General features: G+C 65.8%; 25 protein-coding genes and 2 tRNA genes. 10 read left to right on the forward strand and 17 right to left on the reverse strand.

Going from position 1 to position 26,703, the window contains the following annotated elements; all coding sequences use genetic code 11:
- Window positions 1-16: 16 nt before the first annotated feature.
- The 4 genes from LY254_RS06265 to recA all read left to right on the forward strand — a co-directional run bounded on the left by LY254_RS06265 (window position 17) and on the right by recA (window position 3,922).
- Entirely contained in the window at window positions 17-1,687 is a 1,671-nt protein-coding gene (locus LY254_RS06265) for an AAA family ATPase (protein ID WP_247479631.1), read from the forward strand.
- Between the two features lie 109 nt (window positions 1,688-1,796).
- Window positions 1,797-1,868 (forward strand) — tRNA-Gln (locus LY254_RS06270).
- A gap of 40 nt (window positions 1,869-1,908) precedes the next feature.
- On the forward strand, window positions 1,909-2,658 hold the full coding sequence (locus LY254_RS06275; protein ID WP_247479633.1) for an HAD family hydrolase: 750 nt from the start codon (window positions 1,909-1,911) through the stop codon (window positions 2,656-2,658).
- A 151-nt stretch (window positions 2,659-2,809) separates the two neighbouring features.
- Window positions 2,810-3,922, forward strand: a complete 1,113-nt coding sequence (gene recA / locus LY254_RS06280; RefSeq protein ID WP_247479634.1) for a recombinase RecA — start codon at window positions 2,810-2,812, stop codon at window positions 3,920-3,922.
- 65 nt (window positions 3,923-3,987) lie between these two features.
- Here the strand turns inward: recA and LY254_RS06285 are convergent, their stop codons facing one another.
- The 3 genes from LY254_RS06285 to LY254_RS06295 all read right to left on the reverse strand — a co-directional run bounded on the left by LY254_RS06285 (window position 3,988) and on the right by LY254_RS06295 (window position 6,134).
- The gene (locus LY254_RS06285) at window positions 3,988-4,329 is read right to left on the reverse strand and encodes a DUF1815 family protein (protein WP_247479636.1); all 342 of its coding nucleotides are present in this window, start codon (window positions 4,327-4,329) and stop codon (window positions 3,988-3,990) included.
- A gap of 79 nt (window positions 4,330-4,408) precedes the next feature.
- Window positions 4,409-4,651, reverse strand: coding sequence for a DUF2839 domain-containing protein (locus LY254_RS06290; protein ID WP_247479638.1), 243 nt, complete (start codon window positions 4,649-4,651; stop codon window positions 4,409-4,411).
- A gap of 46 nt (window positions 4,652-4,697) precedes the next feature.
- Window positions 4,698-6,134 (reverse strand): helicase, encoded by a 1,437-nt coding sequence (locus tag LY254_RS06295; protein WP_247479641.1) that lies wholly within the window; start codon window positions 6,132-6,134, stop codon window positions 4,698-4,700.
- A 41-nt stretch (window positions 6,135-6,175) separates the two neighbouring features.
- Between LY254_RS06295 and LY254_RS06300 the strand changes: the two genes are divergently transcribed.
- Window positions 6,176-7,030, forward strand: coding sequence for a prephenate/arogenate dehydrogenase (locus tag LY254_RS06300; RefSeq protein WP_247479643.1), 855 nt, complete (start codon window positions 6,176-6,178; stop codon window positions 7,028-7,030).
- Here the strand turns inward: LY254_RS06300 and crtD are convergent.
- Window positions 7,027-8,529, reverse strand: a complete 1,503-nt coding sequence (gene crtD, locus LY254_RS06305; RefSeq protein WP_247479645.1) for a C-3',4' desaturase CrtD — start codon at window positions 8,527-8,529, stop codon at window positions 7,027-7,029. The two genes, LY254_RS06300 and crtD, sit on opposite strands and share 4 nt — an antisense overlap.
- On the opposite strand from crtD, the gene LY254_RS06310 reads away from it, so the two are divergent.
- A complete protein-coding gene (locus LY254_RS06310; RefSeq protein ID WP_247479648.1) occupies window positions 8,522-9,472 on the forward strand; it encodes a fructosamine kinase family protein in 951 nt (316 codons plus the stop codon). The genes crtD and LY254_RS06310 overlap by 8 nt on opposite strands.
- A 9-nt stretch (window positions 9,473-9,481) precedes the next feature.
- Here LY254_RS06310 and LY254_RS06315 read toward each other — a convergent pair whose 3' ends face one another.
- A complete protein-coding gene (locus tag LY254_RS06315) occupies window positions 9,482-9,847 on the reverse strand; it encodes a CAAD domain-containing protein (RefSeq protein WP_010314878.1) in 366 nt (121 codons plus the stop codon).
- Window positions 9,848-9,889: 42 nt separating this feature from the next.
- Between LY254_RS06315 and LY254_RS06320 the strand changes: the two genes are divergently transcribed.
- Both LY254_RS06320 and moeB read left to right on the forward strand, forming a co-directional pair.
- Entirely contained in the window at window positions 9,890-10,366 is a 477-nt protein-coding gene (locus LY254_RS06320; RefSeq protein WP_247479650.1) for a M67 family metallopeptidase, read from the forward strand.
- A gap of 25 nt (window positions 10,367-10,391) precedes the next feature.
- Complete coding sequence (moeB, locus tag LY254_RS06325) at window positions 10,392-11,564, forward strand: molybdopterin-synthase adenylyltransferase MoeB (RefSeq protein ID WP_247479653.1); 1,173 nt, start codon at window positions 10,392-10,394, stop codon at window positions 11,562-11,564.
- 50 nt (window positions 11,565-11,614) lie between these two features.
- On the opposite strand, the gene LY254_RS06330 is transcribed toward moeB, so the two are convergent.
- A complete protein-coding gene (locus tag LY254_RS06330) occupies window positions 11,615-12,814 on the reverse strand; it encodes a cob(I)yrinic acid a,c-diamide adenosyltransferase (RefSeq protein ID WP_010314872.1) in 1,200 nt (399 codons plus the stop codon).
- 38 nt (window positions 12,815-12,852) lie between these two features.
- On the opposite strand from LY254_RS06330, the gene larE reads away from it, so the two are divergent.
- Window positions 12,853-13,710, forward strand: coding sequence for an ATP-dependent sacrificial sulfur transferase LarE (gene larE / locus LY254_RS06335; RefSeq protein WP_010314870.1), 858 nt, complete (start codon window positions 12,853-12,855; stop codon window positions 13,708-13,710).
- On the opposite strand, the gene LY254_RS06340 is transcribed toward larE, so the two are convergent.
- The 3 genes from LY254_RS06340 to recF all read right to left on the reverse strand — a co-directional run bounded on the left by LY254_RS06340 (window position 13,700) and on the right by recF (window position 15,673).
- Window positions 13,700-13,969 carry a Rho termination factor N-terminal domain-containing protein gene (locus tag LY254_RS06340; protein ID WP_010314868.1) on the reverse strand — a complete coding sequence of 90 codons (270 nt, stop codon included), beginning with the start codon at window positions 13,967-13,969 and terminating at the stop codon, window positions 13,700-13,702. The genes larE and LY254_RS06340 overlap by 11 nt on opposite strands.
- 112 nt (window positions 13,970-14,081) lie before the next feature.
- Window positions 14,082-14,558, reverse strand: coding sequence for an adenosylmethionine decarboxylase (gene speD / locus LY254_RS06345; RefSeq protein WP_010314867.1), 477 nt, complete (start codon window positions 14,556-14,558; stop codon window positions 14,082-14,084).
- Window positions 14,559-14,584: 26 nt separating this feature from the next.
- Window positions 14,585-15,673, reverse strand: a complete 1,089-nt coding sequence (gene recF, locus LY254_RS06350) for a DNA replication/repair protein RecF (protein WP_050778428.1) — start codon at window positions 15,671-15,673, stop codon at window positions 14,585-14,587.
- Window positions 15,674-15,792: 119 nt separating this feature from the next.
- Here recF and LY254_RS06355 point away from each other — a divergent pair.
- Window positions 15,793-15,866: transfer RNA gene (locus tag LY254_RS06355), tRNA-Arg, on the forward strand.
- A gap of 59 nt (window positions 15,867-15,925) precedes the next feature.
- Here LY254_RS06355 and LY254_RS06360 read toward each other — a convergent pair.
- From LY254_RS06360 to LY254_RS06395, 8 genes are all read right to left on the reverse strand, one after another.
- On the reverse strand, window positions 15,926-16,393 hold the full coding sequence (locus LY254_RS06360) for a hypothetical protein (RefSeq protein WP_010314864.1): 468 nt from the start codon (window positions 16,391-16,393) through the stop codon (window positions 15,926-15,928).
- Window positions 16,394-16,405: 12 nt separating this feature from the next.
- The gene (gene ppc / locus LY254_RS06365; protein WP_371820525.1) at window positions 16,406-19,432 is read right to left on the reverse strand and encodes a phosphoenolpyruvate carboxylase; all 3,027 of its coding nucleotides are present in this window, start codon (window positions 19,430-19,432) and stop codon (window positions 16,406-16,408) included.
- Window positions 19,429-20,586, reverse strand: a complete 1,158-nt coding sequence (gene gshA, locus LY254_RS06370; protein ID WP_247479655.1) for a glutamate--cysteine ligase — start codon at window positions 20,584-20,586, stop codon at window positions 19,429-19,431. The genes ppc and gshA overlap by 4 nt, the downstream gene beginning before the upstream one ends.
- The gene (locus tag LY254_RS06375; protein ID WP_247479658.1) at window positions 20,583-22,103 is read right to left on the reverse strand and encodes an anthranilate synthase component I family protein; all 1,521 of its coding nucleotides are present in this window, start codon (window positions 22,101-22,103) and stop codon (window positions 20,583-20,585) included. Before LY254_RS06375 ends, gshA begins: the two co-directional genes overlap by 4 nt.
- A gap of 98 nt (window positions 22,104-22,201) precedes the next feature.
- Complete coding sequence (locus LY254_RS06380; RefSeq protein WP_185186211.1) at window positions 22,202-22,624, reverse strand: photosystem I reaction center subunit II PsaD; 423 nt, start codon at window positions 22,622-22,624, stop codon at window positions 22,202-22,204.
- Window positions 22,625-22,745: 121 nt separating this feature from the next.
- A complete protein-coding gene (locus LY254_RS06385; RefSeq protein ID WP_247479661.1) occupies window positions 22,746-24,098 on the reverse strand; it encodes a sensor histidine kinase in 1,353 nt (450 codons plus the stop codon).
- Complete coding sequence (gene rodA / locus LY254_RS06390) at window positions 24,098-25,384, reverse strand: rod shape-determining protein RodA (protein ID WP_247479663.1); 1,287 nt, start codon at window positions 25,382-25,384, stop codon at window positions 24,098-24,100. The genes LY254_RS06385 and rodA overlap by 1 nt, the downstream gene beginning before the upstream one ends.
- A complete protein-coding gene (locus LY254_RS06395) occupies window positions 25,384-26,484 on the reverse strand; it encodes an Mrp/NBP35 family ATP-binding protein (protein WP_247479666.1) in 1,101 nt (366 codons plus the stop codon). The genes rodA and LY254_RS06395 overlap by 1 nt, the downstream gene beginning before the upstream one ends.
- Window positions 26,485-26,703 lie beyond the last annotated feature (219 nt).

A 26,703-nucleotide genomic window follows, 5' to 3' on the forward strand; every position in this document is an offset into this window, starting at 1 on the left:
TCGCTAGAACGCCCCCATGGCTTCAGCACCGATCAGCCCGCAACGCATCACGGACGACCTCGATCGCCTGCTCGAGGTCTTGCCCGAGGCCGTGCGCAGTGCCCTGGGCTCAGCTGAAGCCCGTGAGCAATTGCTTGAGGTCGTCCTCGATCTCGGCCGGATCCCTGAGGCCCGTTACCCGGGACGTGCCGTCCCCCTTGGGGCGAACCCGATTGAGCGCAGCGACTTGGCGGCGGTAGTCGAACAACTCGGAACCTTTGGAGGCGACAACCGAGCGGGCATCGAGCGGACCCTGCACCGCATCAGCGCCATTCGCAACCGCAGCGGCGACGTCGTCGGCCTGACCTGCCGGGTCGGCCGAGCGGTCTTCGGCACCGTGGCCATGGTCCGGGACCTAATGGATTCCGGTCAGTCGCTCCTGCTGATGGGGCGCCCAGGCGTCGGCAAAACAACCGCCCTTCGAGAGATTGCGCGAGTTCTGGCCGATGAGCTGGACAAGCGGGTGGTCGTGATCGACACCAGCAACGAAATTGCAGGCGACGGGGACATCCCTCACCCCGCCATCGGCCGGGCCCGGCGCATGCAGGTCACCCGGCCGGAGCTGCAGCACCAGGTGATGATCGAGGCGGTGGAGAACCACATGCCCGAGGTCATCGTGATCGATGAGATCGGGACGGAGCTGGAGGCCCAGGCGGCCCGCACCATCGCCGAGAGGGGCGTGATGCTGGTGGCCACGGCCCACGGCAACGAGCTCGCCAATCTGGTCAAAAACCCCACCCTCAGCGACCTGGTGGGGGGCATCGAATCCGTCACCCTCGGCGACGAGGAGGCCCGGCGGCGACGGACGCAAAAGACCGTCCTCGAGCGCGCCGCCGAACCCACCTTCCCCATGGCGGTGGAAATGCACAGCCGCGACAGCTGGCTCGTGCATCGCGATGTCGCCCGTACCGTGGACCTCCTGCTACGCGGTCAACTGCCGCGGCCCCAGGTCCGGCAGCTCGATGACCAGGGGCGCTTGCAGCTGAGTGAGCCGCTGGCGCCCAAGGCCAGCCCCCGGCCGTCCCCCGCCGCCGCACCGGTTCGGCGCATCCAGGAACCAGCTGGAGTCTCAGCGCAGCCCAACCTCGCCCTGCGTCCCCTCCCGGATCCGGAAGCGAGCCCGCCAACCGAGACGCCAAGCGCACCCCTACATCTGTTCAATGCAGGGCTGAGCGAACCCCTGATTGACCAGGCCATCCGCAGCCGGCGTCTCCCCGTGCAATTGGTCGAAGCGGTGGAGGAGGCCGACGTCGTTCTGGCGGCGCGGCAACAACTGGGCCAGCGCCCTGAGCTGCGCCGGCGCGCCCAGGATGCAGGCCTGCCGATCCTTGTGATCAAGGCCGACACCCTGCCCCAGATTCAAAGGGGCCTGGAGAGGCTGCTGCAGCGCCGAGAGGATCGCCCGGAGGCCACCACGGGCGCGGCACGCCCCGCAGGCGCCAGCTCCAGAGACGATGCGCTCGAAGCCCTCGAGGAATGCCGCCTGGCCGTCGAGCAGGTCGTCCTGCCCCAGGGGCAGCCGGTGGAGTTGCTGCCCCGCACCGAGGCCATCCGGCGGATGCAAGCGGAACTGGCGGCCCGCTACCAACTGACTTCCGCCGAGTTCGGCAGTGGCAGCCAGCTACGCCTTCGGCTCTTCCCCCGCTGAGCCACTCGGCCGAGATGGCCCAGTGAGATTGACGAAGGTCGACCCGTTGTGGGTAACTATCTGAGTGCTGATGACACCGCCAGTCCCTGGGGGTTCGCAAGCAGCGCGTTGGGCCGTCGCCAAGTGGTAAGGCAGCGGGTTTTGGTCCCGCCATTCCTAGGTTCGAATCCTAGCGGCCCAGTTTCACAAGATCCAAGCCACCGCAAGGGCTTTGGAGCCTCATGAGCCTCCAACCACTGCTGGTCTTTGACTTTGACGGCGTCCTGGTCGACGGGATGCGCGAGTACTGGTGGAGCGCCCGCAGGGCCGCCCAATTCCTGGCCCCCGAATGCCACCTGCCGGAAACGGCTCCGGAGGCCTTCAGCGCCCTCAGACCACTGATCCACAAGGGCTGGGAGATGGTCCTCGTGGCCCTGGAGCTCTCCCGCAGCGATCTCGACGTCGGCGACTACGTCAGCGCCTACGCGGAGCACACGCAAACGGCCCTGACGCACTGGGGCTTTTCAGCGGAGCAGCTCCAAAGCGCCCTGGAGGACCTGCGCAGCGAAGCGATCCAGCAGGACCCCAGCGGCTGGAGGGCATTGCACAGCCCCTATCCAGGCATCCCCGAGCGACTGCGGGCCCTGGAGAGCGAAGGCAGCCCCTGGCTGGTGCTGACCACCAAAGGTGGGAACTTTGCTCGGGAGCTGCTCACGGGCTACGGCCTGCATCCCCAGGCGGTCTACGGCCACGAACAAGGGAGCAAGCCAGAGGTTCTGCTGCGACTCAGGGAGCAGAGCCGCCCCCTCTGGTTTGTCGAGGACCGGCGGGTCACCCTGGAAACCGTGCGCCGCACACCGGGGCTGGAGGCGGTGCGCTGCTTTCTGGTCTCCTGGGGCTACCTGGGCCCCCACGACCGCGAACAACTACCCGAGGGCATCCAACTGCTGGAGCCCCAGCGCTTTGCCGGGCCCTTGGCGAGCTGGCCCTGAGCCGCTAGGGTACGCCTGTACTACAGGCCAGGGTTCGCTCCGGTGAAACACCTGGCGCCTGGGGTGGCACTTCTTTCACAGAGGTCGCCCAGGATGGCTCCACCGAACTGGCCTACCCGCTGCGCGGCCGCTCCTTCAACCCTTTCGCGATATGCCTGCTGACGACAAGAGCACCAGCGCCAAAAGTCCTGAGCGGGACAAGGCCCTTGGCCTCGTTCTGAACCAAATCGAGCGCAACTTCGGCAAGGGCTCGATCATGCGCCTGGGGGATGCCTCCCGCATGCGGATCGAGACCACCCCCACCGGCGCCCTGACCCTCGACCTCGCCCTCGGCGGTGGCTACCCGAAGGGACGGGTTGTTGAGGTCTATGGCCCGGAGAGCTCGGGTAAGACGACCCTCACCCTGCACGCCATCGCTGAAGTGCAGCGCCGCGGAGGCGTAGCCGCCTTCGTCGACGCCGAGCACGCCCTGGACCCCGTCTATGCCGCGGCCCTGGGCGTCGACATCGAGAACCTGCTGGTCTCCCAGCCGGACACCGGCGAGATGGCCCTGGAGATCGTTGATCAACTGGTGCGCTCCGCAGCCGTCGACATCGTCGTGGTGGACTCGGTGGCAGCGCTGACGCCCCGCTCGGAAATCGAGGGCGAGATGGGGGACCTCGCCGTCGGCAGCCAGGCCCGCCTGATGAGCCAGGCGATGCGCAAAATCACCGGCAACATCGGCAAGTCCGGTTGCACCGTGATCTTCCTGAACCAGCTCCGCCAAAAGATTGGCGTGACCTACGGCAACCCCGAGACCACCACCGGCGGTAACGCCCTGAAGTTCTACGCCTCAGTCCGCCTCGACATCCGCCGCATCCAGACCCTCAAGCGGGGCACCGAAGAATTCGGGATCCGCGCCAAGGTGAAAGTGGCCAAAAACAAAGTGGCCCCGCCCTTCCGGATCGCGGAATTCGACATCCTCTTCGGCCGTGGAATTAGCACCGTGGGCTGCCTGCTCGATCTCGCCGAAGAGCACGGTGTCGTTGTTCGCAAAGGTGCTTGGTACAGCTACGAAGGCGACAACATCGGCCAAGGGCGCGATAACACCATCACCTGGCTCGAGCAGAACAGCACCGAGAAAGAGGCCATTGAAGTGAAGGTGCGTCAAAAACTCAGCGAAACCACCGACTCGCTGAAGCCCGTCGCCACCGCCGCTGCCAAGTTGGCCGCCGCCGGAAGCGCCAGCGCCGACAAGGACCAGGCCCTACCCGCCGCCAGCTAAGGCCCCCAGGCACAACAAAGCCCCCGGGTGAATCACCCGGGGGCTTTTTGCTGGTTGGCTCGGGCCTAAGAAACCGGCGCCGCGGCCACCGCAGGCTGAGCAAGGGCGCGGAGGTTGGCGCTCAGGCGCTCCAGCTCCTGAATGGCCTCAGCACCCTCAAGCTTCACCAGCTCATGGCCGTTGCGGGACTCCACCCAGCTGATGCCGAAATCCGAAACCAAAAAGCGCACCATGTGCTCATCGCCCAAGCTGGCGACGAAGGATGCGCCGTGGCCGTCCTGACCATCGCCGCAGACATAGCAAGTGGCGGCAATTCCCTGACGCTGCAGACCCTCAGCAAGAGCACGCAGGCTCATCACCAAGTCCTCAACAACGGAGCGGTACTGCTCAGCTAGGCGCGCGAACATGACCGCCGCAACTCAAGAATTAATCGATCCTAATCTTTTCTTCAGATTTGCGCGAGCAAGGATGTTCGCCCCCTGACGATTAACCGTCGGCCAGGGTCCACCAGCCCAAGGCGGGGCCGAGGAAGCGGACCGTCAACCAGAAGAGCACCAGTGCACCAATGCCGATCCAGGCGCCACGGGTGGTGACGGAGACGAACTGCTCACCCTGGCGCTGGGTCAAGGGCAGCCAAGGGGCCAGACGCGGTGAGGTGTCCTTGGCCTTCTCGGTCTTCTTCTCGCGGGGGGGCAGACCCTGTTCCGAGCGACGCTTGGCCTCTCCCATTGCTGCTGTGCTGCGCGGCGCGGTCAGGCTACGGGGACTCGGCCACTTACGGGTTGGGGAGCAGTCGATGCAGGGCCACCCAGGGCTCCAGGGCCTCGAGCACCTGACGGCCCCAACCCCGGCGCCTCAAGCGGCCGTCAAGGACGGCCAGACGACCGCCGTTGCGCCGTAAACCAGCAATCGAGCGCTGCAGTCGGCCCAGGGCTTCAGGCAGCAGCAGCTCCCGGAACCAATCACGACCCTGCAGCCGCAGAGCCGCCACCCGAGCCGCCGTGAGCGGGTCCTCCAGGCTCGAGATGGGCAGGGTGGCCGCGATCAGCTGACAGGGCAACGGCAATCGCTGTTGATGCTCCAGCCACCAACTCCAGCTGCAGCAGAGGACGCCATTGGCCTCAGGAGCAGTGAGCTCATGGCCCACGCGACTGCCGAATTCCGCCGCCAAGGCACTGGTCAGTCCCAGCCTCAACCCCTCGTCATCAAGCACCACCACCGTCAGGCCGGCCTGCCCCAAGACCAAGCGGCGGCACTGATCCAGCAGATGGCTGGGGTAGTGGGGAGCATTCGGCAGGGCCTGCCCCTGGGGAGCAAACAGGGGCAAGGGATCCAGCAGGGGCGGATCCGCGAGGCTCACCTCCACCTGGGGCTCAATCCCGAGTCCTGAAGGGGCCGGTTGCGGCCAGGGGCCAACCACCACCAAGCCACGGCCGCTGAGGAGCCCGGGCATCACGGTGCAGGGATCCAGGGGCTGGCGATGCAGGGTCCACTGCAGCAGGGTTGGATTGACCGAGGCCCAACTGGTCCAGTCATCGCCCGCGACGGAAAGCCACTGGGGCCAGGGCTCCGGCAGGGGAGACAGGACCCCCAGCAACTGCCGCAAGGGGGCCTCATCATCGGGAGTGATGGGAACCCGCTGATGGGGACCGCAGGGCCGAGCCAACAGCCGGCGACTCAAGCGTTCATGCAGCTGCAGCAGGCTGGGGGCAGCGGCGGGAAGGCTGCGGCGCAACTGCTCCCAGTGCTCCGTTTCAATCACCACCTCCAGGGCCTGCCGCAGCAGCGGCTGCAGCAGCTCCCCCTCCGGAACCACCAGCTGGCGGTCCGCCAGTTGACCGCTCCGCCAGGCCGCCACCAGGGCGTCGTGCTGCAGCAGCCAGAGCGGTGCCCCCTCCGGTGCCGTCGTGCCCTCCCAGCAGGGCAGGTTCAAGCCAACGGCCTGGAGCCGGGGCAACTCCACCGTCAACAGACGCTGGCGCAGAGCCGGGCTGACCACCAACGCCACGGGGCTGTTGTTGAGAGCCAAGGGCACCAACAGGCCCAGCAGCCAGCTGGGATCACTGCCGGGGGCCAGACGCACCAAGGTCTGATCCGAGCGCCGCAGGCTGCGGGCCACCAACCGGCTCAAGGTGAGGTGATGGGGCCAGCGGGTTTCCCCCTCCAGGCGGAGGAGCGCCTTGAGCTGTTGGTGGGCCTTGGCTTCCAACATCGGGGAATCGTAGGAAGCTGGGACGAGACAACTGTTCAGCGATGACAACCCACTGGCGAGAGCGACCCATCGGGATCGTGGGCCTGGGGTTGATCGGCGGATCCCTGGGCCTGGATCTGCAAGCCCAGGGACTCGAGGTCCGGGCCTTGGTCCATCGCCGCAGCACCGCCGAGCGGGCCCAGGAGCGGGGGCTGGCCCAGAGGATCGACACCGATCCGGCGGTGTTGCAGGACTGCGCTTTGGTGATCCTGGCCTTGCCCTTGGATCGCCTGCTGGAACCAGACCCCAGCCTGGTGGCGTCCCTGCCGGCCGACGCCGTGATCACGGATGTGGGATCGGTCAAGCAACCGATCCAGGAGCGCTGGGCATCGCTGCACCGGCGCTTCGTGCCGAGCCATCCGATGGCGGGGACGGCCCAAGCCGGGGTGGAGGCGGGCCTGGCCGGCCTCTTTCAAGGGCGCCCCTGGGTTGCCACCCCCACAGCAGAGACCGATCCAGAGGCAGTGACGGCGGTGCGCGGCCTGGCTGAGAGCATCGGCGCCCACTGGCTGGAGTGCTCCGCCGCGGCTCATGACCAGGCCGTGGCCCTGATCTCCCACATGCCGGTCCTCGTCAGTGCCGCGCTGCTGCAGAGCGCCGACAGCGGCGGAACCGCGGCCCCAGCCCTCTTGCGGGCCCTGGCCTCCAGCGGCTTCGCCGACACCAGCCGCATCGGCGGCGGCAATCCCGAACTGGGCACCTTGATGGCGCGCACGAACCGCGCCGCCGTTCTGAGCGCCTTGGAGCAGTACCAACGGCAACTGCAACAGCTGCAGAGCTTGGTGGAGGGAGAGCAGTGGGAGGCCCTGCAGCAGGAGCTGGTGCACTGCCAGGCCCTGCGACCTGAATTCCTCTAGCTGCTGAGCACCAGGGAGCGCCCCTTGCTCTGCAGTAACTGGCGGCAGGCCATCAAGGCCGAGAGGCTCACCCCAGCGGTGCCCTCACCGGGATAGATCGCGTCGCCACAGAGCCAAAGCCCCGCCAGGGGAGTCCGGCTGGCCAAGCCAAAGGGACCAAAGCGGCTCGGGTGCTGGCCCAGGCCACCGACAAAGCCGAAGGGTCGGCCCGTCCAGCCCGCAAACCCCCGCGGGGTAGCCAGCTCAGCATGGCGGTAGTCCTCCAGCCTCAGACCCAAGAAGGCCTCCAGCGCCGCCTGGATCCCCGCCATCGCCTGCTGTTTTTTGCGCTGGTACTCAGGCTCAGGCAGATCAAACCAAGGCTTAGCCGGGGTGAAGACACTCGCAATCAAGGTCGCCTGCCCCGCCGGGGCCCGTCCATCGCCCTCGGCGCTGAAGGAGAGAAAGACGCTGCCGGGGTCCTGCCAATCCAGCTGGGCATGCAGCCCCAGTCCCTTGGGCAGGCGATCGCGATCCACCGCGGCATAGAGCACCAAGGCACCCGATGGATCCGGGAAGCCGGCGATGCGACGGCCATAGGCCGCTGGCAGGGAGGCTCCGAGCAGAGCCGGCAAGGTCTGAGGTGGCAGCGCACAGACCACATCAGCCGCCTCCAGCGCAAAGGGCTTCTGGCCTGGCCCCTCACCGCTCAGCTGCCAACCACTGCCGCCAGGGCGCATCTGGCTCAGCCGATGGCGCAAGCGCAGGCTCCCCCCCCTGGCCTCCAGGACCTGCTCAAGGGCCTGGCAGAGCTGCTGCATCGAGCCGTGGAGGTGCCAAAGCCCAAGCGGTTCCTGGGCCATCGCCAACACCGTGGCCCCGTAGAGGGCCGCCGTCTGGTCGGCGGGCTCCTGGGAATAGAGGCGCAGCTGAAGATCCAAGAAGCGCCGCAGGCGCGCATCCCCCGCGCAGCCGCTGAGCACCAGCAAATCGGCAACCGTGGCGGTCGTGAACAGGCCACTGGCCAAGGTGCCGGCCCCCAGGGCCCCCAGCAGTTGGCGCAGATCCCAAAGCGTGCGCGGCGGAAGCACCGGATCACGGGCGGCGAAGGCCCAATTGCTGCTGTGCAACAGGGCACAGAGGGCCCAAAACCGTTCACTTCCTGGGAACTGGCGCTCGCGCTCCTGGCGCCAACGCTCGGGATCCCGCCAGAGGTGCACCGGTTCCTCAGCGGTGCTGAGCTGCACGCTGCAGCCGGGATTCAAGGGAGTGGCCTCGGGTAGAGGGACACCGAAATGGGCCATCAGCCGCTGATGGATCCCCCCCGGCTCAAACCCCGCCACCTGGGTCGCCCCCACATCAAAGACGTAGGGACCACGGCGAAAGGTTCCAGCGCAGCCACCGGTCTGGCTGTGGGCCTCCAGCAACTCCACCTGCAGGCCTTCTGCGGCCAGCAGTGCGGCTGCGGTCAGGCCGGCAATGCCCCCTCCAACGACTGCAACATCACAGGATTTGCCCATCGCGGCATGCTGGCAGCGCCCCTCCCTCCACCGCGTCGTGGCCATCCCGCAGGCGTTCTCAGACTGGATCGAGGCCACCAGCGGGGCCCGGCTGCTGAAGCGCTCACCGGTGGGTGGAGGCTGCATCCACAGCGCCTGGCGGCTGGCCCTGGCCGATGGGCAGGAGCTCTTCGCCAAAACCAACCGCGCCGAACTGCTGCCGGTGCTCGAGGCTGAAGCCCAGGGGCTGGAGGCCCTGGCCAGGGCCATCGAGCAGGGGCAATCGAGCCTGCGCGTTCCGCGGCCCTGCGGCCTGGGCCTCGCCGGCGGCGAAGCCGTGTTGCTGCTGAACTGGCTGGAGCTCGGCACGCCAACGGATCCAGCCCAGGCCTGGGAGGCACTAGGGGCCGGACTGGCCCAGCTGCACCGGGGCAGCCTCATTGGCCATGACGGACGCTTCGGCTGGGAGCGCGACAACTTCATTGGCTCTGGCCCCCAAGCCAACCGCTGGGGAGAGACCTGGGGCGCATTTTTTGCAGAGCAGCGCCTCAGGCCCCAGCTCAGCTGGGCGGCCGACTCAGGACACGCGCTTCCTGGAGCCGAGGCCCTGCTCGAGCGGGTACCGCTCTGGCTCGCGAAGCACCCGGTGGAGCCCTCCCTGGTACACGGCGACCTCTGGAGCGGGAACGCTGCGCTACTTCAGGGCGGCGGCGGCGCCATCTTTGATCCGGCCGTCTACCGCGGGGACCGGGAGGTGGATCTGGCCATGGCCCAGCTCTTCGGCGGTTTCCCCCGCAGCTTCTTCAACGGCTACGAACGGGAATGGCCCCTGGAAGCGGGCCACCAGCGGCGGGTCGAGCTCTACAACCTGTATCACCTGCTCAACCATGCCAATCTCTTTGGCGGTGGCTACTGGCAGCAAAGTGCCGCCAGCATCACCGCGCTCCTTCGCGAGTGGCAATAAGGAACTGAATCAGCCGAGGTATTCCTTGCGCAGACCCTGGACCTTGTTGATCACGGCGGTGCGCTTGTCGCTGGTGGTGAGGTTTTTCCAGCTCCACTGACCCACGACCACCAGGCCCAGCAGCTCCAGCAGACCAGGAACCACAGGCAGCAGGTTGATGGTGTCCAGCACGCCCTTGATCAGGACCTGGGCGACGATCACGATCACCAGAACGCCCACACCCTTACCGATGCGGCCCATCTGGTTCCAGTCCACCTTGTCCAGGGTCTCGTTGACCTTGGAGAGCACCTCGGTGTAGCGCTCGGTGAAATTCGCGCCGGCCTCTTCTGCAGCTGGAGTTGCCGATTCCTTCAGATCGTTGCTGTCGTCGGTCATCAGGATGGGCTTGGATTAAAAACCTCGACACAAGGTATCCGGGTGACTGCCCAAGCGCCAGACCAGTTGCGCGTTGATGGTCATTGGCTGATGGTTTTGGAGCGCACCCTCAACGCCGCCCTGCCGGAAGAGGGTTGTGCTCTCCTGCTGGGCAAAACCAAGGGCAAAAGCCTGGAGCTGCATCGGGTTTGGCCCTGCTGCAACCGCTGGGAACCGGCCCGGGAACGGGACCACCGCTTCCTGCTTGATCCCCGCGAGCAGCTGCTCGCGCAGCGCTGGGCCCGGGAGCATGGGCTCCAGGTGATCGGTTCAGCCCACAGCCATCCCACCAGCGCCGCCATCCCGTCCCAAACCGACCGAGAGCTCTGCTTTGGGCCCACCTTGATGCTGATCGCCTCAGGCCTGGGCAACGAGCGCTGGCGGGCCTGGTGGCTGTCCGGGGATGACGACGCCTGCGAGCCCCGTGAATTGCCTTTGCGACAGGGGCTGGCCGCAGGGGACCAGCGTTTGGGAAAGTAGGGAGCTGGAAAGCGATCGGCACTCCATGCTTCCCCTTGACACCACCGGCATCGAGCTGAGCCCCGATGAGGTGGCCCGTTTTGCGCGCCACCTGATCCTGCCGGAAGTGGGCATGGAGGGACAAAAGCGGCTCAAAGCCTCTTCTGTCCTCTGCGTGGGCACCGGCGGACTGGGCTCCCCTCTGCTCCTTTATCTGGCTGCGGCTGGCGTCGGCCGCATCGGCATCGTCGACTTCGACGTGGTGGATCACTCCAACCTGCAGCGCCAGGTGATCCACGGCACCAGCTGGGTCGGCAAACCCAAGATCGAATCGGCCAAGGCGCGAATCCTCGAGATCAACCCCCACTGCCAGGTCGATCTCTACGAGACGGCCCTCAGCAGCGAGAACGCCCTCGACATCGTTCGCCCCTACGACATCGTCTGCGACGGGACCGACAACTTCCCCACCCGCTACCTGGTGAACGACGCCTGCGTGCTGCTGGGCAAGCCCAACGTCTACGGCTCGATCTTCCGCTTTGAAGGCCAGGCCACGGTGTTCAACCTGGATGCCGAAAGCCCCAACTACCGCGACCTCTTCCCTGAGCCCCCGCCGCCGGGCATGGTTCCCTCCTGCGCCGAAGGCGGCGTGGTGGGCGTTCTGCCCGGAATCATCGGCGTGATCCAGGCCACCGAGGCGGTGAAGATCATCACCGGCATCGGCACCACCCTCAGCGGGCGCCTGCTGTTGTTTGATGCCCTGGGCATGAAGTTCCGGGAGCTCAAGCTGCGCCCCAACCCGGAGCGCCCGGTGATCGACAAGTTGATCGACTACCAGGAGTTCTGCGGGGTCGGCGGTACCGCACCCGGCCAAGAGGAAGCCGGCTCCGTCGAAAGCATCAGCGTCAGCGAACTGAAGACCCTGCTGGATGGGGACACCTCCGGCATGGTGCTGATCGACGTGCGCAACCCGCCCGAAGCGGAGATTGCTGTCATCCCAGGAGCCGAGCTCATTCCCCTCGACCACATCGAGAACGGAACCGCCGTGGAGCGGATCAAGCAGCTGGCCGACGGCAAGCAGCTCTACGTCCACTGCAAGCTCGGGGGCCGCAGCGCCAAGGCCCTGATTGCCCTCAAGCGCCACGGCATTGAAGGCATCAACGTGGCCGGTGGCATCGATGCCTGGAGCCAAGAGGTGGACAGCTCAGTCCCCCGCTACTGATTGCAAGACCTCAGCCCGGGGACTCCCCGGGCTTTTTTCATGGTCAGCGCTCAGTAATCCACGCCGCGCTTGAGGTCCACCCCACGTTCGGCGTAGTGCTTGTGGCAGACCATCTCGGAGTGGACGCTGGCCAAATCGAAGTAGGCCGGGGGGTGCTTACAGCGTCCGGTCAGGATCACTTCAGTCTCAGCCGGCTTGCGCAGCAGGGTTTGCACGATCGGCTCCACCGGAATCAACTCCAGATCAACGGTGGGGTTGATCTCATCGAGGATCACCGTCTTGTAGAGACCACTGGAGATCGCCGCACGGGCGATCTCCCAAGCGCGCTCGGCCTCGACGTAATCAATCGGCTGCTGCTGACCGCGCCAGACGATGGCGTCCCGGCCCGAGCGCAGGTGATCCACCAGATGGGGGTAGCTCTCCCTTAGGGCCGCAATCGCCGCGTCCTCGGTGTAGCCGTTGCCCCCCTTGAGCCACTGCAGGATCAACACCCTGTGGCTTTTGTCCTGGGAGATGCCGCGGCCAATGGCCTGCAGGGCCTTGCCCAGGGCACTGGTGGACTTGCCCTTGCCCTCGCCGGTGTAGACCTCAACCCCCTCGAGGCCCGCCAAGACCGGCTCACCGGTTTGCTCCTCGAAGGCCGGGGTATCGGGGCGCCGGTGGGCGCGCATCTCCGAGTGGAGGTCGGCAATCTGTACCAAGGATCGAGGAGCGCCCCGACCGGTGACGATCACCTCCATGCCCGCGGGCTTGGCCGAGAGGGTGCGCACCACCTCCTCGGCATCCAACAAGCCGAGATCCAGCACGGGGTTGAGCTCATCGAGCACCACCACCGAATAGAGCTCGCTGGCGATGGCCCCCTTGGCGATGGTCCAACCCCGCTGGGCCTCTTGCACGTCCACGCGGGTGACCTCATCGGCGCCAAAAAATTCGCCGCGGCCGGTGCGGACCTGGTCGATCAGATGGGGGAAACCCTGCTGCAGCGCTTCGATCGCCGCGTCTTCGTCGTAGGAGCGACCGGGCCCCTTCAGAAAACGCAGCAAGAGCACCCGGGTCTGCTTCTGCTCGCAGATGCCCAAGCCAATGGTCCGCAGGACGACCCCGAGGGCCGCCTGACTTTTGCCTTTGCCTTCGCCGTCGTAGACGTGAACCTGGCCGCGACTGCGCTCGCTGCCATCGGCGGCGGTTCGGATCCCAATGCCGCGTCCGGTGCTGCGACTAGTGCTGGCAGAGGTTGCCTGCGGAGCCATCGACGAGCCTCTTACCGTTGGATCCTAACGAGAGTGTTTTGAAGCCAGGGCACCCCATCGTTGAACAACTGGAGCCTCCCTTGGTGGAGGCCCTCGGGGCCCTGCGGCAGCGCATTGCGTCGCTTCCGGCGGCCATCGTCGCCTACTCCGGCGGAGTCGACAGTGCCTTGGTGGCCGCCATCGCAGCTGAACAGCTGGGCGATCGCGCCCTGGCGGTCACCGGCATCTCACCGGCCTTGGCGCCCCACCTCCGAGCAGAAGCGCAGCAGCAGGCGGCCTGGATGGGCATCCAGCAGCAGGAACTGCCCACGGCCGAGTTGAACGATCCGGCCTACAGCAGCAACCCAGAGAACCGCTGCTACGCCTGCAAGCGGGAACTCCACAGCGTGATCGCTGAACTGGTCGGCCAACTCGACGAGCAATGGCGCGGTGCCAGCGTTCTCGATGGCGTGAACCGCGACGACCTCGGCGACCATCGCCCCGGCATCGAAGCGGCGCGGGAGCGGGGGGTCTCATCGCCCCTGGCGGAACTGCAGATCGACAAAGCCGGGGTGCGTGCCCTCTCGCGGGCCCTGGGATTCCCCTGGTGGGACAAGCCCGCTCAACCCTGCCTGGCCTCACGTTTTCCCTACGGCGAAGGCATCAACGCTGAGCGACTGCAGCGGGTGGGGGCCGCCGAAGCCTGGCTGCGGCAGAGCGGATTTCAGGAACTGCGGGTGCGCAGCCAGGGGGAAACGGCCCGCATCGAGGTGCCCCCCTCAGCCCTGCAACGCCTGGTGGAGGAGCCCACCCGCACTGCCGTTGTGGAGGCCCTGCTGGGCCTGGGCTTCAGCGCCGTCAGCCTGGATCTTGAGGGCTTGGTGAGCGGAAAGCTCAACCGGGCCCTCAAGCGCTGAGCAACTCCTCAATCAGATCTGCCTTGCGCAGGCGGCTCACTCCGGAGAGCCCCCGGGCACGGGCCAGCTGCTGCAGTTGCACCACCGTCTGGCCCTCCAACTGGGTGCGCGGGGAGGGACGGTGGTCAAGCTTCGGTGGCGCGGGGGGAGCGGCGAGCGCCTGATCTGCGGCGGCGGGGACCCGGGAGGCCAGGGTCAACAGCGCCAAGCTGCCGCCGGTGATCAGCGCCGCCTCGATGGCAAAGGTGATCTCCTGCATGGGGGGAGAGATCGAGATTGGCGGCATTACAGCCAATCCTTCCAAGAGACGCCACTGGTGCACGGGCACAAAAAAGCCCCCCGCTGGCGGGAGGCTCGGTGTTCGATCGCAATCAGGCTGCGATCAGATCGGGCTCACGCTCGGCGTCGGCCACAGCCTCAGGGGTCTCGCGGCGGAAGCTCTTGAGCTTGTAGTTACCTGCGTTGAGCTCTTCGCTCAGCACGATGCAGGCCCGCTCGGGCATGGTGTGGTCACCGCAGGTGAACACGTCCACAGCGGCGTAGCCCGACTCGGGCCACGTATGGATAGAGATATGGGATTCGGCCAGAAGGGCCAGCCCCGTCACACCCTGAGGTTGGAAGTGGTGGGTGATCAGATTGAGCAGGGTCGCGCCAGCACGCTTCGCAGCGGTGGTGAGGGCGTTCCTGATGAAAGCTTCGTCGTCGAGCTTGTCAGCGTCGCAGTTGTACAGCTCGAGGATGCAGTGTTTACCCACCATGTCGGTGGCACTGGGTGCTTGGGGGCTAGCGGAGAAGGTCTCAGCTCCAGTCCATCCCGGGTTGGGGTGGAGACAGGCTGCTTGGCTCATCAACGTGAGGCAAAGAGTTCAAGACTTTACTGGCCAGGGAGCACCATTCCTGCCTCAACGGTGACCACCTGAGAACCCTGATGCCAACCGCCGTTAAAGGCCCCCAGGTGGGTCGCGCTCACCAGGCACTGATGCCCCTGGCCCACGGCCTCCAGCAACAGCTCTTGCCGCCCGGGATCGAGCTCCGCCAAGACGTCATCCAGCAGCAGCAGTGGTGGCTCGCCCCAGAGTTGATGCACCAGCTCGAGCTCCGCCAGCTTCAAGGCCAGGACCAGGGTGCGCTGCTGTCCCGCTGATCCATAGCGGCGGGCCGGCTGGCCGCCCAGCTCCATCGCCACCTCATCGCGATGGGGGCCGACGCTGCACTGGCCCAGTCGCAACTCCTGGGGGCGCTGCAGCAGCAACTGCTCCGCCAGGGCATCCCGCCAGGGGGCTTCCGCCTCCTCACCCTCGAGCTGACTGCCGGGGCAGTAGCGCAGACCCAAGAGTTCACGGCCATCGCTGAGGCGGTGCTGCCAAGCCTGGGCCAGGGGTTCCAGCCGCCGCAGCGCCCGCAGCCGCCGGCGGTGCAGCCGGGTTCCGATCAAGGCCATCTGCTGATCAAAGGCATCCAGCAGACCCTCAAGCTGGGCCTGGGGGAATCCCCGCCGCAGCAGCTGGGAGCGCTGACGCAGCAGGCGGCCGTAGCGACTGAGCAACTCGGCATAGACGGGCTCGAGCTGCAGCACCACTCGATCCAGCCACTGCCGGCGCAGGGCAGGCTCACCGCGCACGAGCTCCAGGTCCAGGGCGCTGAAACCGACGCAGCGCAGGGGACCAATCAACTCGTGCTGACGCTCCAGCACCTTGCCGTTCCGGCGGGCCTGCCGCCCCCCCTGCCGGCGCAATTCCAACTCCAGGCGATCGCCGCCGTCACAGTCGGCGGCGATCAACCCCTGCCGCTCCCCCTGCTGAATCAAATCCCGGTCGCTGCTGCAGCGGTGGGAGCGAAGACTGCCGAGCAGCTCGACTGCCTCCAGCAGGTTGGATTTGCCCTCCCCATTGCGGCCAATCACCAGCAATCGCGGGGCCTCGAGGGTGAGGCTCAGCGCTCCGTAATTACGGAACTGACGCAGCTCCAGGCGGTGCAGCCGAATGGGTCTCTGGGGCCGTCTGACCAGTAAGGTAAGGCGGTGACGGTGGTCTGCTGCCTGCACACGACCCATCTGAGCAACAGATCTTGCTCAGGCCGCATGGGCATGTAGCTCAGTTGGATAGAGCATCAGATTCCGGTTCTGAGGGTCGGGGGTTCGAGTCCCTCCATGCTCGTGATCAGGTCCTAGACCCGTCACCGACATCACCCCGCTGAGGCGGGGTTTTTTTGTGGCCTAGAGGCGCAGACCCATGGCCCGAATACCGCCGGGGTCCACGACAAATCCGTTTTGCTTGAGCGCCTCGAGGGCCACGCTGGGGGCCGCCACCGAAATGCTGCATCCGGGCAATTCGCGCCGTAGACGCGCCATGGCGGCATGGACGATCACCCGAAGCACCTGGGCCTGCTCAGGGTCTTGTGGATCCGCTGAGAGATCCCAAAGATTGGCATTGAGGGCCAGGTCGCTGGTCGCTCGCACAAAACCGACCAAGACACCAGTGGCATTGCGCACGCTGAACTGCCAGGCGCTGCGGGAGAGGGCCTGCTCGAGCCGCTCCTCCAGCCGCTGGGGATCCCCGCACTGCACGAGCAGTCGGTTGAGTTCTGCCCCACTGGGGGACTGCTGACCCTCAAGGCTGTAGCCCAGGGGCAACGCCGGCGGCTGGGGCTGCGAGCGGAAGGGGATCAGAAGCGAATCAAGCAAGGCCGCCGCGCCTCAACCGGTATTGCGCATGCCCGCGGCAATGCCATTGATCGTCAACAACGCGCCGCGCAGCAGCTCACTGCGGCTGTAGGTCCGGCCGTCGTCGCGAGTCGCCTCTTCGCTCATGGGCGGCTGGCGGTTCTGATCCCGCAGCCGCCGCAACAGGGCCACCTGCAGGAATCCCAGCGGGATGATCGTGCGGTTGCGCAGCTCAACCGAGAGCTGCAGGGCCGGATCCCCATCGAGCAGACGCTCATGGCCGGTGATGGCCAGGACCAGATCCCGCGTGAGCACAAACTCGCGGGCAATCACCGCGAAGATCTCCTCAAAGGCCTCGCGGGACTCCGGGCGTCCCAGGGACTGGACGTAGTGGTGGGCCAGATCCAGGTCGACCTTGGAGAGGGTCATCTCCACCTTCGAGATCAGCATCCGGAAGAAGGGCCAGCGCTGATAGAGCTGCTGGAACAACTCCATCTGACCGGGGTCCCCGCTGAGTTCCTCCTGCAGGGCCGTGCCCACGCCGAACCAACTAGGCAGGAGGAAGCGGCTCTGGGTCCAACCAAACACCCAGGGGATGGCGCGCAGGCTGGAGAGATCCTTGGCACCGCTCTTGCGCCGGGCAGGACGGCTAGAGATCTGCAATTTGCTGATCTCTTCGATCGGGGTGCACTGCTGGAAGAAGCCGACCAGATCAGGGTTGTCGTGGACGAGGGAGCGGTAGTGGCTGCGGGAGCGAGCTGCCAGCCGAACCATCAGTTCATTCCAGTCCGGCGTGTCATCCACGTGGCTGGTGACCAGACTGTTCTGAATCACCGCGGTGGTAACCGTCTCCAGGTTGTAGAGCGCCAGCTCCGGCAAGGAGTACTTGGAGGCCAAGACCTCCCCTTGCTCGGTGATCTTGATGCGGCCATTCAGGGTGCCGCTGGGTTGCGCCAGGATCGCCTGGTAGGCCGGACCACCGCCCCGTCCCACGGAGCCGCCGCGGCCGTGGAAGAGGCGCAGGCAGACGTCATGGCGTCTCGCCAACTGCTGCAGAGCGATTTGGGCCTGGTGGATCTCCCAGTTACTGGAGAGGAAGCCGGAGTCTTTGTTGCTGTCGGAGTAGCCGAGCATCAGCTCCTGCAGCGGCCGCCCGTTGGGGCTGGAACTGGCTATCAGCTGGCGATAGAAGTCCTCGCTAAACAGCCGCTCCATCACGCCAGGAGCAGCCTTGAGATCCTCCACCGTTTCAAACAGGGGGATCACCAAGAGGTCGGAGCGCTGGGCGGTCGGATCCACCAGGCCGGCCTCCTTGGCCAGCAACAACACCTCGAGCAGATCCGACACCGTGTGACTCATCGAGATCACGTAGGTGCGGCAGATGCGGGAGCCGAACTCCTGCTGCAGCCGTTTGACGACGCGCAGAACATCAAAGGTTTCAGCCGTCAGGGGGCTCCACTTAACGGCCGCAGGAATGAGCGGACGGCGGGTCTGCAGCTCAGACATCAACCAGCTGATCCGCTGCTCCTCGTCCATCTCCCCATAGGGAGTGGGCATCTGCAGGTAGCGGGTCAGCTCATCGAGGGCATCGCTGTGACGGGTGCTCTCCTGGCGGATATCGAGGCTGGCCAGGCAGAACGCGAAGGTGTGGACCTGGGCGATCAGGTTGTCCAGGGGCTCACAGCTCAAGCCGCTGCCCTGCAGGCTTTCGTTGATCAGCTCCAGATCGGTGCGGAACTCATCGACCGTTCCGTAGTGCAGCTCCGGTGCGGGGGGAGCAGGCATGGCGCCCTGATTGCCAAAGTCGGGCTGGGCCGGCCGCGGTTCGTGGGGTGCATCCCAGCCGGCAGCCGCCTGCTGCTGGTTGCGTGCCAAGGTCAGCCGCAGCCGCTCAATGACGTAGCTGATTTTGAGACGATAGGGCTCCAACCGGTAGCGGGCCGCCCGCTCTTCGTAGACCTCCGGGAAGCGAAGGCGGTCCATCTCGAGGGACTCGAGCAGGGGAGCGCTGACCTGGCTCCACTGCATCGAAATACTCAGCTGATCGCGGAGGTCCTCCACCGCAGCCAAGTAGCGATCGAGCATCAGCTGACGCTGATAAGACGCCGTCCGCCAGGTGATGTCCGGGGTGACCGAGGGGTTGCCGTCGCGGTCGGATCCAACCCAAGAGCCAAAGGTGCAGAAGGCGTCGCTCGGGGGCAGAACATCGGGGTAGTTGGCACCCAGGGCCGTGCGAATCCGCTGGCGCAGCTGGGGCATCGCCTCAAACAGCACCTGCTGGAAGTAGTGCAGGGCGTAATCGACCTCATCGAGGACGGAGGGCTTGAACTGGTGCAGCTCGTCGGTGCGCCACCAGAGGCGGATTTCCTCCTCCAACTGCTGACGGAGGTTGTCCCGTTCCTCGGGATGCAGCAGCTGACTCTTCTGGAGCTGTTGGATCAGGGAGGCCACCCGGCGCTGCTTGTGGCGCACGGTGTGACGAACGATCTCCGTGGGGTGGGCGGTGAACACCAGCCGGATATCGAGCTCCTGCAGCAGCTGCTCGATCTGGGCCGGAGGAACGCCAAGGCCCCGCAGCCGGGTGAAGAGCTCTCGGAAGGTCGCGGGCGAACTCTGGCTCGCCAGGGGCGGAACAAAGGGATCGCTCAGCTCTTCAGCGTGGTGGGGCCGAAGGCTGGCGAGATAGCTGTCCTCCTCGATGTGCTGCTCAAGGATGTTGACCAGCTGGAAATAGAGGGAAAAGGAGCGAGCGGCAGCAATGGCTTCAGCCAGATCCATGTCGCGGATCAGCTGCACGATCTCCTCGGTCGCCGCCTCGGATGCCTGGTCGGGAGCGCCGCCGTCGATGCGGTTGCTCAACGCTTTCATCCGCAGCAACCGTTCCGCCTGGGGGGCAGGACATTCACTGCGCAGCACCGTCTGCCAGAGGTCCTCCACCAGCTCCAACCGATCGCCAAGGAGTCGGGTGACCCGAGGCTCAGCCGCAGGAGCAGAGGCTTCAGTTGCGGCGAGGGTGGGCCCCATAGAGGCGGTTTCGGCAGGGGTGCGCTGCATGATCATCCCAAAGTGCCTGCCTCGTTGATGGTGCTTTGCGCACCAAGACGGGTTTCCAACTGCTCGAGATCCGCTGCGGCCGAGGCAATCAGCTCTGCCACAGACACGCCCTGGGCATGGGCCTCCAGCCATTGCATCGCCTGGTTGCCCTGGCTCAACACTTGCTGAAGGGGAAGCAGCAGCTCAGCCAGGCCCAGCTCCCCGGCCAGGGACTGCAGACCGGCGAGCTCAGCGGCAATCCATGCGCGGGCCGTGATCGGTGCACCATCACGCCAGTGGCGGAGTTCAGCGTCCAGGCTGCTGCGCGCCGCCGCCTGATCATTGGAATCAGCAAGGGCTGCCAGGGCTTGGGGATCCAAGTCACTGGCCTGCAGCGGGTCGCAGGCCGCAGGATCTCGGAGGAGTTGGTGAATGCGCAGCTCCACAAACGCCGTCAGGGCCAACAGCAACTGGGGATCCGCCACCAGGTCACAGATGCGAATCTCCAGGCGATTGAGGTCGTAGGGGCGCCGCTCACCGTTGGGGCGTACGGAGGTCCAGAGATGGCGCACGTTTTGCATCGTGCCTAACTGCAGCTGCTCCTCCACCCAGTCGATGTAGTGCCCGTGGTTCAAGAACAGGGGCACCTGCTCAGGAGTTAGCGGGAACTGGAGCCAACGCTGGGAATGGGCGCCCGTGACCTGCCCATCGACGAAGGGCGAGCAGGCACTCAAGGCCAACAGCAAGGCCGCCTCACAACGCACCAGGCGGCAGGCCGCAAACAGCTGATCCGGATCGGTGAGCCCCAGGTTGATGTGGACACTGGCGGTCACGACCCGGGTGCCGTAGGTGGCCTCGATGTAGGCGTGATAAGGGTTCTTCGGGTCTGAGCGCTCAAAACGCTGGCTATCCCCGGTGCTCAAGGTGCTGCCAGGCAGCAGGGTCAGTCCCCGTTGGGCCAGCCAAGGGCGCAGCCGCCGCCGGGGCTCCAGCAGCAGGGCCAGCTGGGTGGCGTAGCTGGCCGCAGGGGGGGTGATGTATTCGAGATTGCGGCAATCCGGCTCGGTGACAAACCCCTCGAGGGCCGCCGCGACTTCAGCCGAACATCCCACCACCGTCCCGTCGGGACGGCCGGTGTAGAGCTCGACCTCAAAACCCTTGAGCAACAGAGGGCTGCTCATGCCAGGCAAGCCAGAGCCTTCAGCATGCCCCGGGCTTTGTTGAGGGTCTCTTGGAATTCCGACGCAGGCACCGAATCAGCCACTAAGCCAGCACCGGCCTGGACCTGAACCCGCCAGCGACCGTCCCCATCAGGCAGGACGACCATGGTTCGAATCGTGATCGCCGTGTTCAGCGCTCCGCTGAGATCCATGGCGCCATAGACACCGGAGTAGGGACCCCGGGCATCGGGTTCCAAGGCATGGATCAACTGCATCGCCCGGATCTTCGGCGCACCGCTGACGGTGCCAGCAGGGAAGGAGGCCATCAACAGATCCCAGACATCCCGCTCTGGATCGAGCAATCCCTCCACCTCACTGACGATGTGCATCACGTGGGAGTAGCGCTCAATCACCATCAACTCGCTGACGCTGACGCTGCCCGGCACACAGACCCGGCCCAGGTCATTACGGCCGAGGTCCACGAGCATCACGTGCTCCGCGCGCTCCTTGGGATCGGCCAAGAGATCCTTCTCGAGCGCCAGGTCCTCCGCTTCACTCCGTCCCCGGGGGCGGGTGCCCGCAATGGGCCGCAGGGAGACCTTCACCCGGCCACTGCCATCGGCCATGGGCTCGGCCTTCACCATCACCTCAGGGCTGGAGCCAATCAGGTACCAGCCTCCAAAGTTGAAGAAGGCCATGTACGGAGACGGATTCACCATCCGCAGGCTGCGGTAGAGCTCAAACGGCTCCCGCTCAACCGGCGTTTCCAGGCGCTGACTGATCACCAGCTGGAACACATCCCCAGCGGCGATGTGCTCTTTGGCCGTCAGAACAGCCGCTTCAAACTCATCGCGACTGCGGTTGCTGCTGGTGGGCAGATCCACCGCATCGGCATCCCGCCAATCCAGGGGAGTCACCCCGGAGGGCAGGGGCTGGTGCATGCGCTGCTCCAGCGCGTCCAACCGCGCCATGGCGGCGTCGTAGGCAGCGGTCGCGTCGGGTTCGTCGTGGAGATTGACGTAGGCCACGGCCGTGAGCTGACGCTTGACCTGATCGAAGGCCAGCAGGCTGTCAGCGAGCATCCAGCAGCCATCGGGCGGCCCCTCCGGATCGGTGGGGTGAATCGGAACGCTGGGCTCAATCCAACGAATCAGTTCGTAGCCCCAAAAACCAAACAGTTGACCCAGGGGAGGCAGACCAGGAACGGCTGGGGCGTCGTAGGCCGCCAGGGTGTCCCGCAACAGATCAAAGGGGTTCCCGCTGAGGGCGCTGCTGCGTCCATCGCGCCAGCGCTGTTCCGCCGACTCACCGCGCACACTGAGGGTCCAGAGCGGATCGCTGACGACAAAGCTCCAGCGGCCGATCCGCTCACCGCCTTCGACGGACTCCAGCAAGACGCCGTGGTCACTGCCGGCTCCCACCTTCAGCCAGGTGGTCAGGGGCGTCTCCAGGTCCGCCGGCCAGGTGCGCCAGATCGGGATGTAGTTGCTACCCGCCTTGGCCTGGGCCAGAACTGTCGCGCGGTCAGGGGAGGGCATCACTACGACGACGGGCAGGCAAAAAAAACGGGGCGCTTAGCCCCGCCTTTATAGAGGTTGAAGCACCGCCCATTGCTCGAAGCAGTGCAGGTCCTGAATCAGGAATCGAAGGTGTTCTTGCCGGTGAACTTGATGCTGGCGGGGTTGCCGTTCTGACCAATGCGGCGGGCGTTGTGGCCCACCATCTGACGACCCTCGTTCACCTTCTCGGGGAATACACCATCCTTGGGGTGCAGGAACTCGGTGTCACCGCCGGGGAAGATCCGGTAGATCTTGTAGTCCTCGATCCGGGGCTTGAACTTGGTGCGCAGCTGGGTGCCGAGGGCCAGGCACTGCTCCTTACGGGCGAAATACATGAGGTTCTCGCCCTCATTCATGTGAGCCGCACCGCCGGTGGGGAGCTCAAAGACTTGCTCTTTGGCGCTGGTCCAGGTGATGGCGTACTTCTCTTCGGTCTCAGCGGCGTTGAGCAGACCGCCGGTGCTGCCGATGTACTTCGGGAGTTGACCGCTCAATGTCATGGCTGTTCCGGAGGGGGTGTCGGCAGACCGCAGACCGTTTCAAGCGGAAGCTAGCACCGTGTTTTGGGGTGAACTGGGGGTGCCGCTGCTCTCTTCACACCCGTCAACATTGGTGCCGGTTTTAGGCCACCGGGAAAAAGACCGTGAGGTCATTTCCAGAGCGCTCCGCGAGCCGTCCCCCCAGGCTGTGAAACAGGCGCTGGGTGGCCTGACGGCTCAGCTGCAGGCTGCCGGTGCCGGGGTTCCAACTCAAGACTGGTCCGACCCGCTCTTGCAGGTCCTGCTCACCCTCACCCGTGGGCAAGGCCGCAGCACTGAGGCGCAACTTCAACCGGGCCCCCGCGGGCTGAAGGCTCAGTTGCACCACCGCTCCGGCGGGCAAGCCGCGACTGAAGCGATCCATCAGTCCGCCCAAGACGGTTTCCAGCCGCGCTGGGTCGGAGAGGACGAACGGCAGCTCCGGCGTGAGCAACAGCTCCAGGTTCAGCCCACGGCGCTCCAGCTGCTGCTGCCAGCCGGCCTCAAGCTGACCCAAGAGCTGGGCGAGATCGGTGCGGGCCAGGGCCTGGGCCGGCTCATCGAGCACCGGCTGACGCTGCAACTCAGCCGCGAGAAAAATCAGGCCGAAGCGATCAATCTGCTCGCTGCATTCCCCATCGATTTGATGCAGGCGTTTGCGCACCAACTCCGTGAGATCGCCGCGCCGCAGCAACGAACGAATCAAGGTGCGAATCGTGGCCAACGGCGTGCGCACCTCATGGGTGAGGGCCTCGAGCAGGGCCAACTCACTGCTGGGGCTGGAGCTGCTGTCTGAGCCACTGCTGCGGTGCACCAAGGGCTGCAGGGTCAGGCTGGGGGCCATCGCCGCCAGCCGCTCAGCCAGGCGGGGCCAAAACAGCTGCGCCAGCTGCTCGTCGTTGTGCAGTCCACCCAAGGCCTGGATGGACTGGCGCAGGGCCTGCCCCTGCTGGGGATCGCTCTGCTGCAGGCGTTCATCGAACAGCGACAGCGCGGCAGAGAGGGTGGGCGGGTCAAACCGAACCACCAGTTGGCGCTCCTGGGCCGAGCCCACCAGGGCCATCGCCATCTGCAACTTCGGCGTAATCAGCACCAGCAGTGGATCCGTTCCATCGGCCTCCTCCAGGGCCAACCGCTGAAATCCACCACTGACCGACGGGCTGGCCGCCGCGGCCGGCAGCAAGGGGGCGTTGCTCTGCAGCAGGTCCTTGAGTTCAGAAGGCGCCCAGACCCAGCCCTGGAACTGCTGCAACAGGGAGGGTTCGTAGAGGGCGGGCAGGGGGGAGGCCAGCCAGACCCCGGGCTGAGCCCCCAGGGGCAGCAAAAAATCCTCCTGGAGCGTGGCCAGGGCGGCCCACCACTGCCGGCGCACGCTGTCCTCATCGCAGCGACCGGCGGGCATCTGCTGGGTCAGTTGACGCCGGAGCGCCTCAAAACTGCAGCCCAGGACTCCCATCAGCGGCGTTTGGCCGGTTGCTTAATGCCCCGGGCCACCGAGGCGCACAACCCCAGTCCGATGAAGTTCACCAACATCGCGGAGCGGCCGTAACTCAACCAGGGCAAGGGGATCCCGGTGATCGGCCCCAGACCGATGGTCATGTTGATGTTCACGACCACCTGGAACATCACCATCGCCCCCACGCCAATCACGACTAGGGACTCCACATCCGTGCGGGCCTGACCGGCGATCTTGAGCAGCCGCCAGATCCAGGCGACAAAGCCCAGAACCACCAACGCCGAACCCAGAAATCCCGTTTCTTCGCCCAGGGCGCTGAAGATGAAATCGGTGTGCTGCTCTGGGATGAAGCGCAGCAGGGTCAGATGACCCTGGAGCAGACCGGTGCCGAACCAGCCGCCCGAGCCAATGCCCACGGTGCTCTGCAGCAGGTGGTAGCCGCCACCCAAGGGATCCTTGTTGGGATCCAGGAAGAGGGTCAAGCGGTCCCGCTGGTGGGGCTGCAGAAAGTTGTTCCACAACCAGGGGGTCCCCACAGCGAACAACCCCTGAATGGCCACTACGGCCATCGGTGCCAGGCGTTTCCAAGGCAGCGAACGGGCGGCCACAACAGCCATGGCCGGAATCCAGAGCACCAACAGCCACGGGACGACCCCGGCGAGCACCGAGGTGACCACCGGCGAGATCAGGAGCACGACCCAGGCCCCCGGCATCCCGGACCAGAACATCATCACCAGCAGCACCGCACCAAACACCAAGGAGGTGCCCAGGTCGGGCTGGATCAAGACCAGCAGCCAAGGGACGCTGATGGTCGCCACCGGCCGCACCAGGTCCACGGGCCGCTCAACGGGATGGCGCGACAGGACCTGCGCCAATAAAAGAATGGCCGCGATCTTGGCGAACTCAGAGGGCTGGACATTGAAGCCAGCGATGTTGATCCAGCTCTGGGCCCCCAAGGCGCTCACCCCGATCAGGCGCACCGCGATCAAGCTGGCGACCATGGCGCCATAGATCGGCCAGGTCCAGCGAGAGATGCGCTCCACTGGGACCTTGGCCAGCAGCAGGGCAATGACCAAACCCACAGCCGCCGTCACCCAGTGCTGGTACCAATCGGCGTAACCGGCCTGGCGCTGGGTGCTGGCGATCAGGAAGCCGGCGACAAAAATCATCGCCAGGGGGATCCACCACAGGATCTTGTCGACGCCGGCGAACCAGCGGCGCCGGCGTCCATCCCGTTTGAACAGCAGGCCCCCGCGGCGGCGATCCCAGAAGCCCGAGAGCGTCATCAGCGCGTGGCCACCGGGAGGCGGGCGGCCAGCGCGGCAAAGGCGGTGGCCGTCGCCGACTCCGGTGCACTGACGGTCACAGGCCGGCCGCCGTCACCGCCTTGAACCACAGCTAATTCCATCGGCAACTGGGCCAAGAGCGGCACACCGCTCTCATCGGCCAGGCACTGGCCGCCACCGGAGCCAAAGAGCTCGTAGCGCTTCTCGGGGGCATCCGGCGGGATGAAGGCCGTCATGTTCTCCACCACACCCAAAACCGGAACCCCCAGCTGCTGGAACATCGCCAAGCCACGGCGAGCGTCCTGCAGAGAGACCATTTGGGGTGTCGTGACAATGATCACGCCAGCCATCGGCACGGCCTGGGCCAGGCTGAGCTGGGCGTCACCCGTCCCCGGAGGCAGGTCAACCACGAGCACATCCCGCTCACCCCACTCGACTTGGTAGAGGAACTGGCGAATGATGCCGTTGAGCATCGGGCCGCGCCAGATCACGGGCTGATGGGCATCAATCAGCAGGCCCATCGAGACCATCGCGATGCCGCAACTCTCAATGGGGGTTAAGACCTGGTCGTTGCCGCTGCCCCGCACCTGCGGGGTTTGATCGGCCACGCCCAACATCGTCGGGGCATTCGGGCCATAGATGTCGGCATCGAGCAGACCGACCTTGAGTCCGCGCTGGGCCAGGGCACAGGCCAGGTTCACCGCCACGGTGCTTTTGCCCACGCCCCCTTTGCCACTGCTGACGGCGATCACCTGCTTGACGCCAGGAATGGCCTGGCGCTCAGGACCACCGCCGCCATGACCAGCCGCACCGATGGGAGCACCCCCCTGGGCGGGGGCCTGCGGGGTCGCCTGGGTCAACTCGATTTGAACGTCATCAATCCCGCCGAGCTGGAGCAGGGCACCACGGGCATCGGCGGCGATCCGGTCCCGCTGGGAGCTGGCGTATCCGGGCAACGCCAGCTGGAACACGACGCGGTTGTTCTGGACCCGAACCTCTTGGATCCACTGCAGATCCAGAAGGCTGCGGCCGGTGCCGGCATCTTTCAGGGGCTCGAGGGCGGCGAGGGCCTCTTTCAGGGCCTGGTCTGCGCTGGCCATCGGGCGATTACACGGTGCTCCGGATCCTAAAAGCGTTGGCCCAGAGAGGCATCCCCAAGGCCAGGGCCCGGCGGGATCACGAACCCTCTCGAAAACTTGTGCAGCGGTGGGTCGGACTGAAAAGGTGGTCCGATTCCCCATGCCCCACGGCGCGAGCATCGATGTTGAAGGGTCTGCTGTCCCGTGCCAAGGCCAAGCTGGCGAGTGAGACCTCGGCGA

Source organism: Synechococcus sp. NB0720_010 (assembly GCF_023078835.1).
Classification (GTDB): Bacteria; Cyanobacteriota; Cyanobacteriia; order PCC-6307; family Cyanobiaceae; genus Vulcanococcus.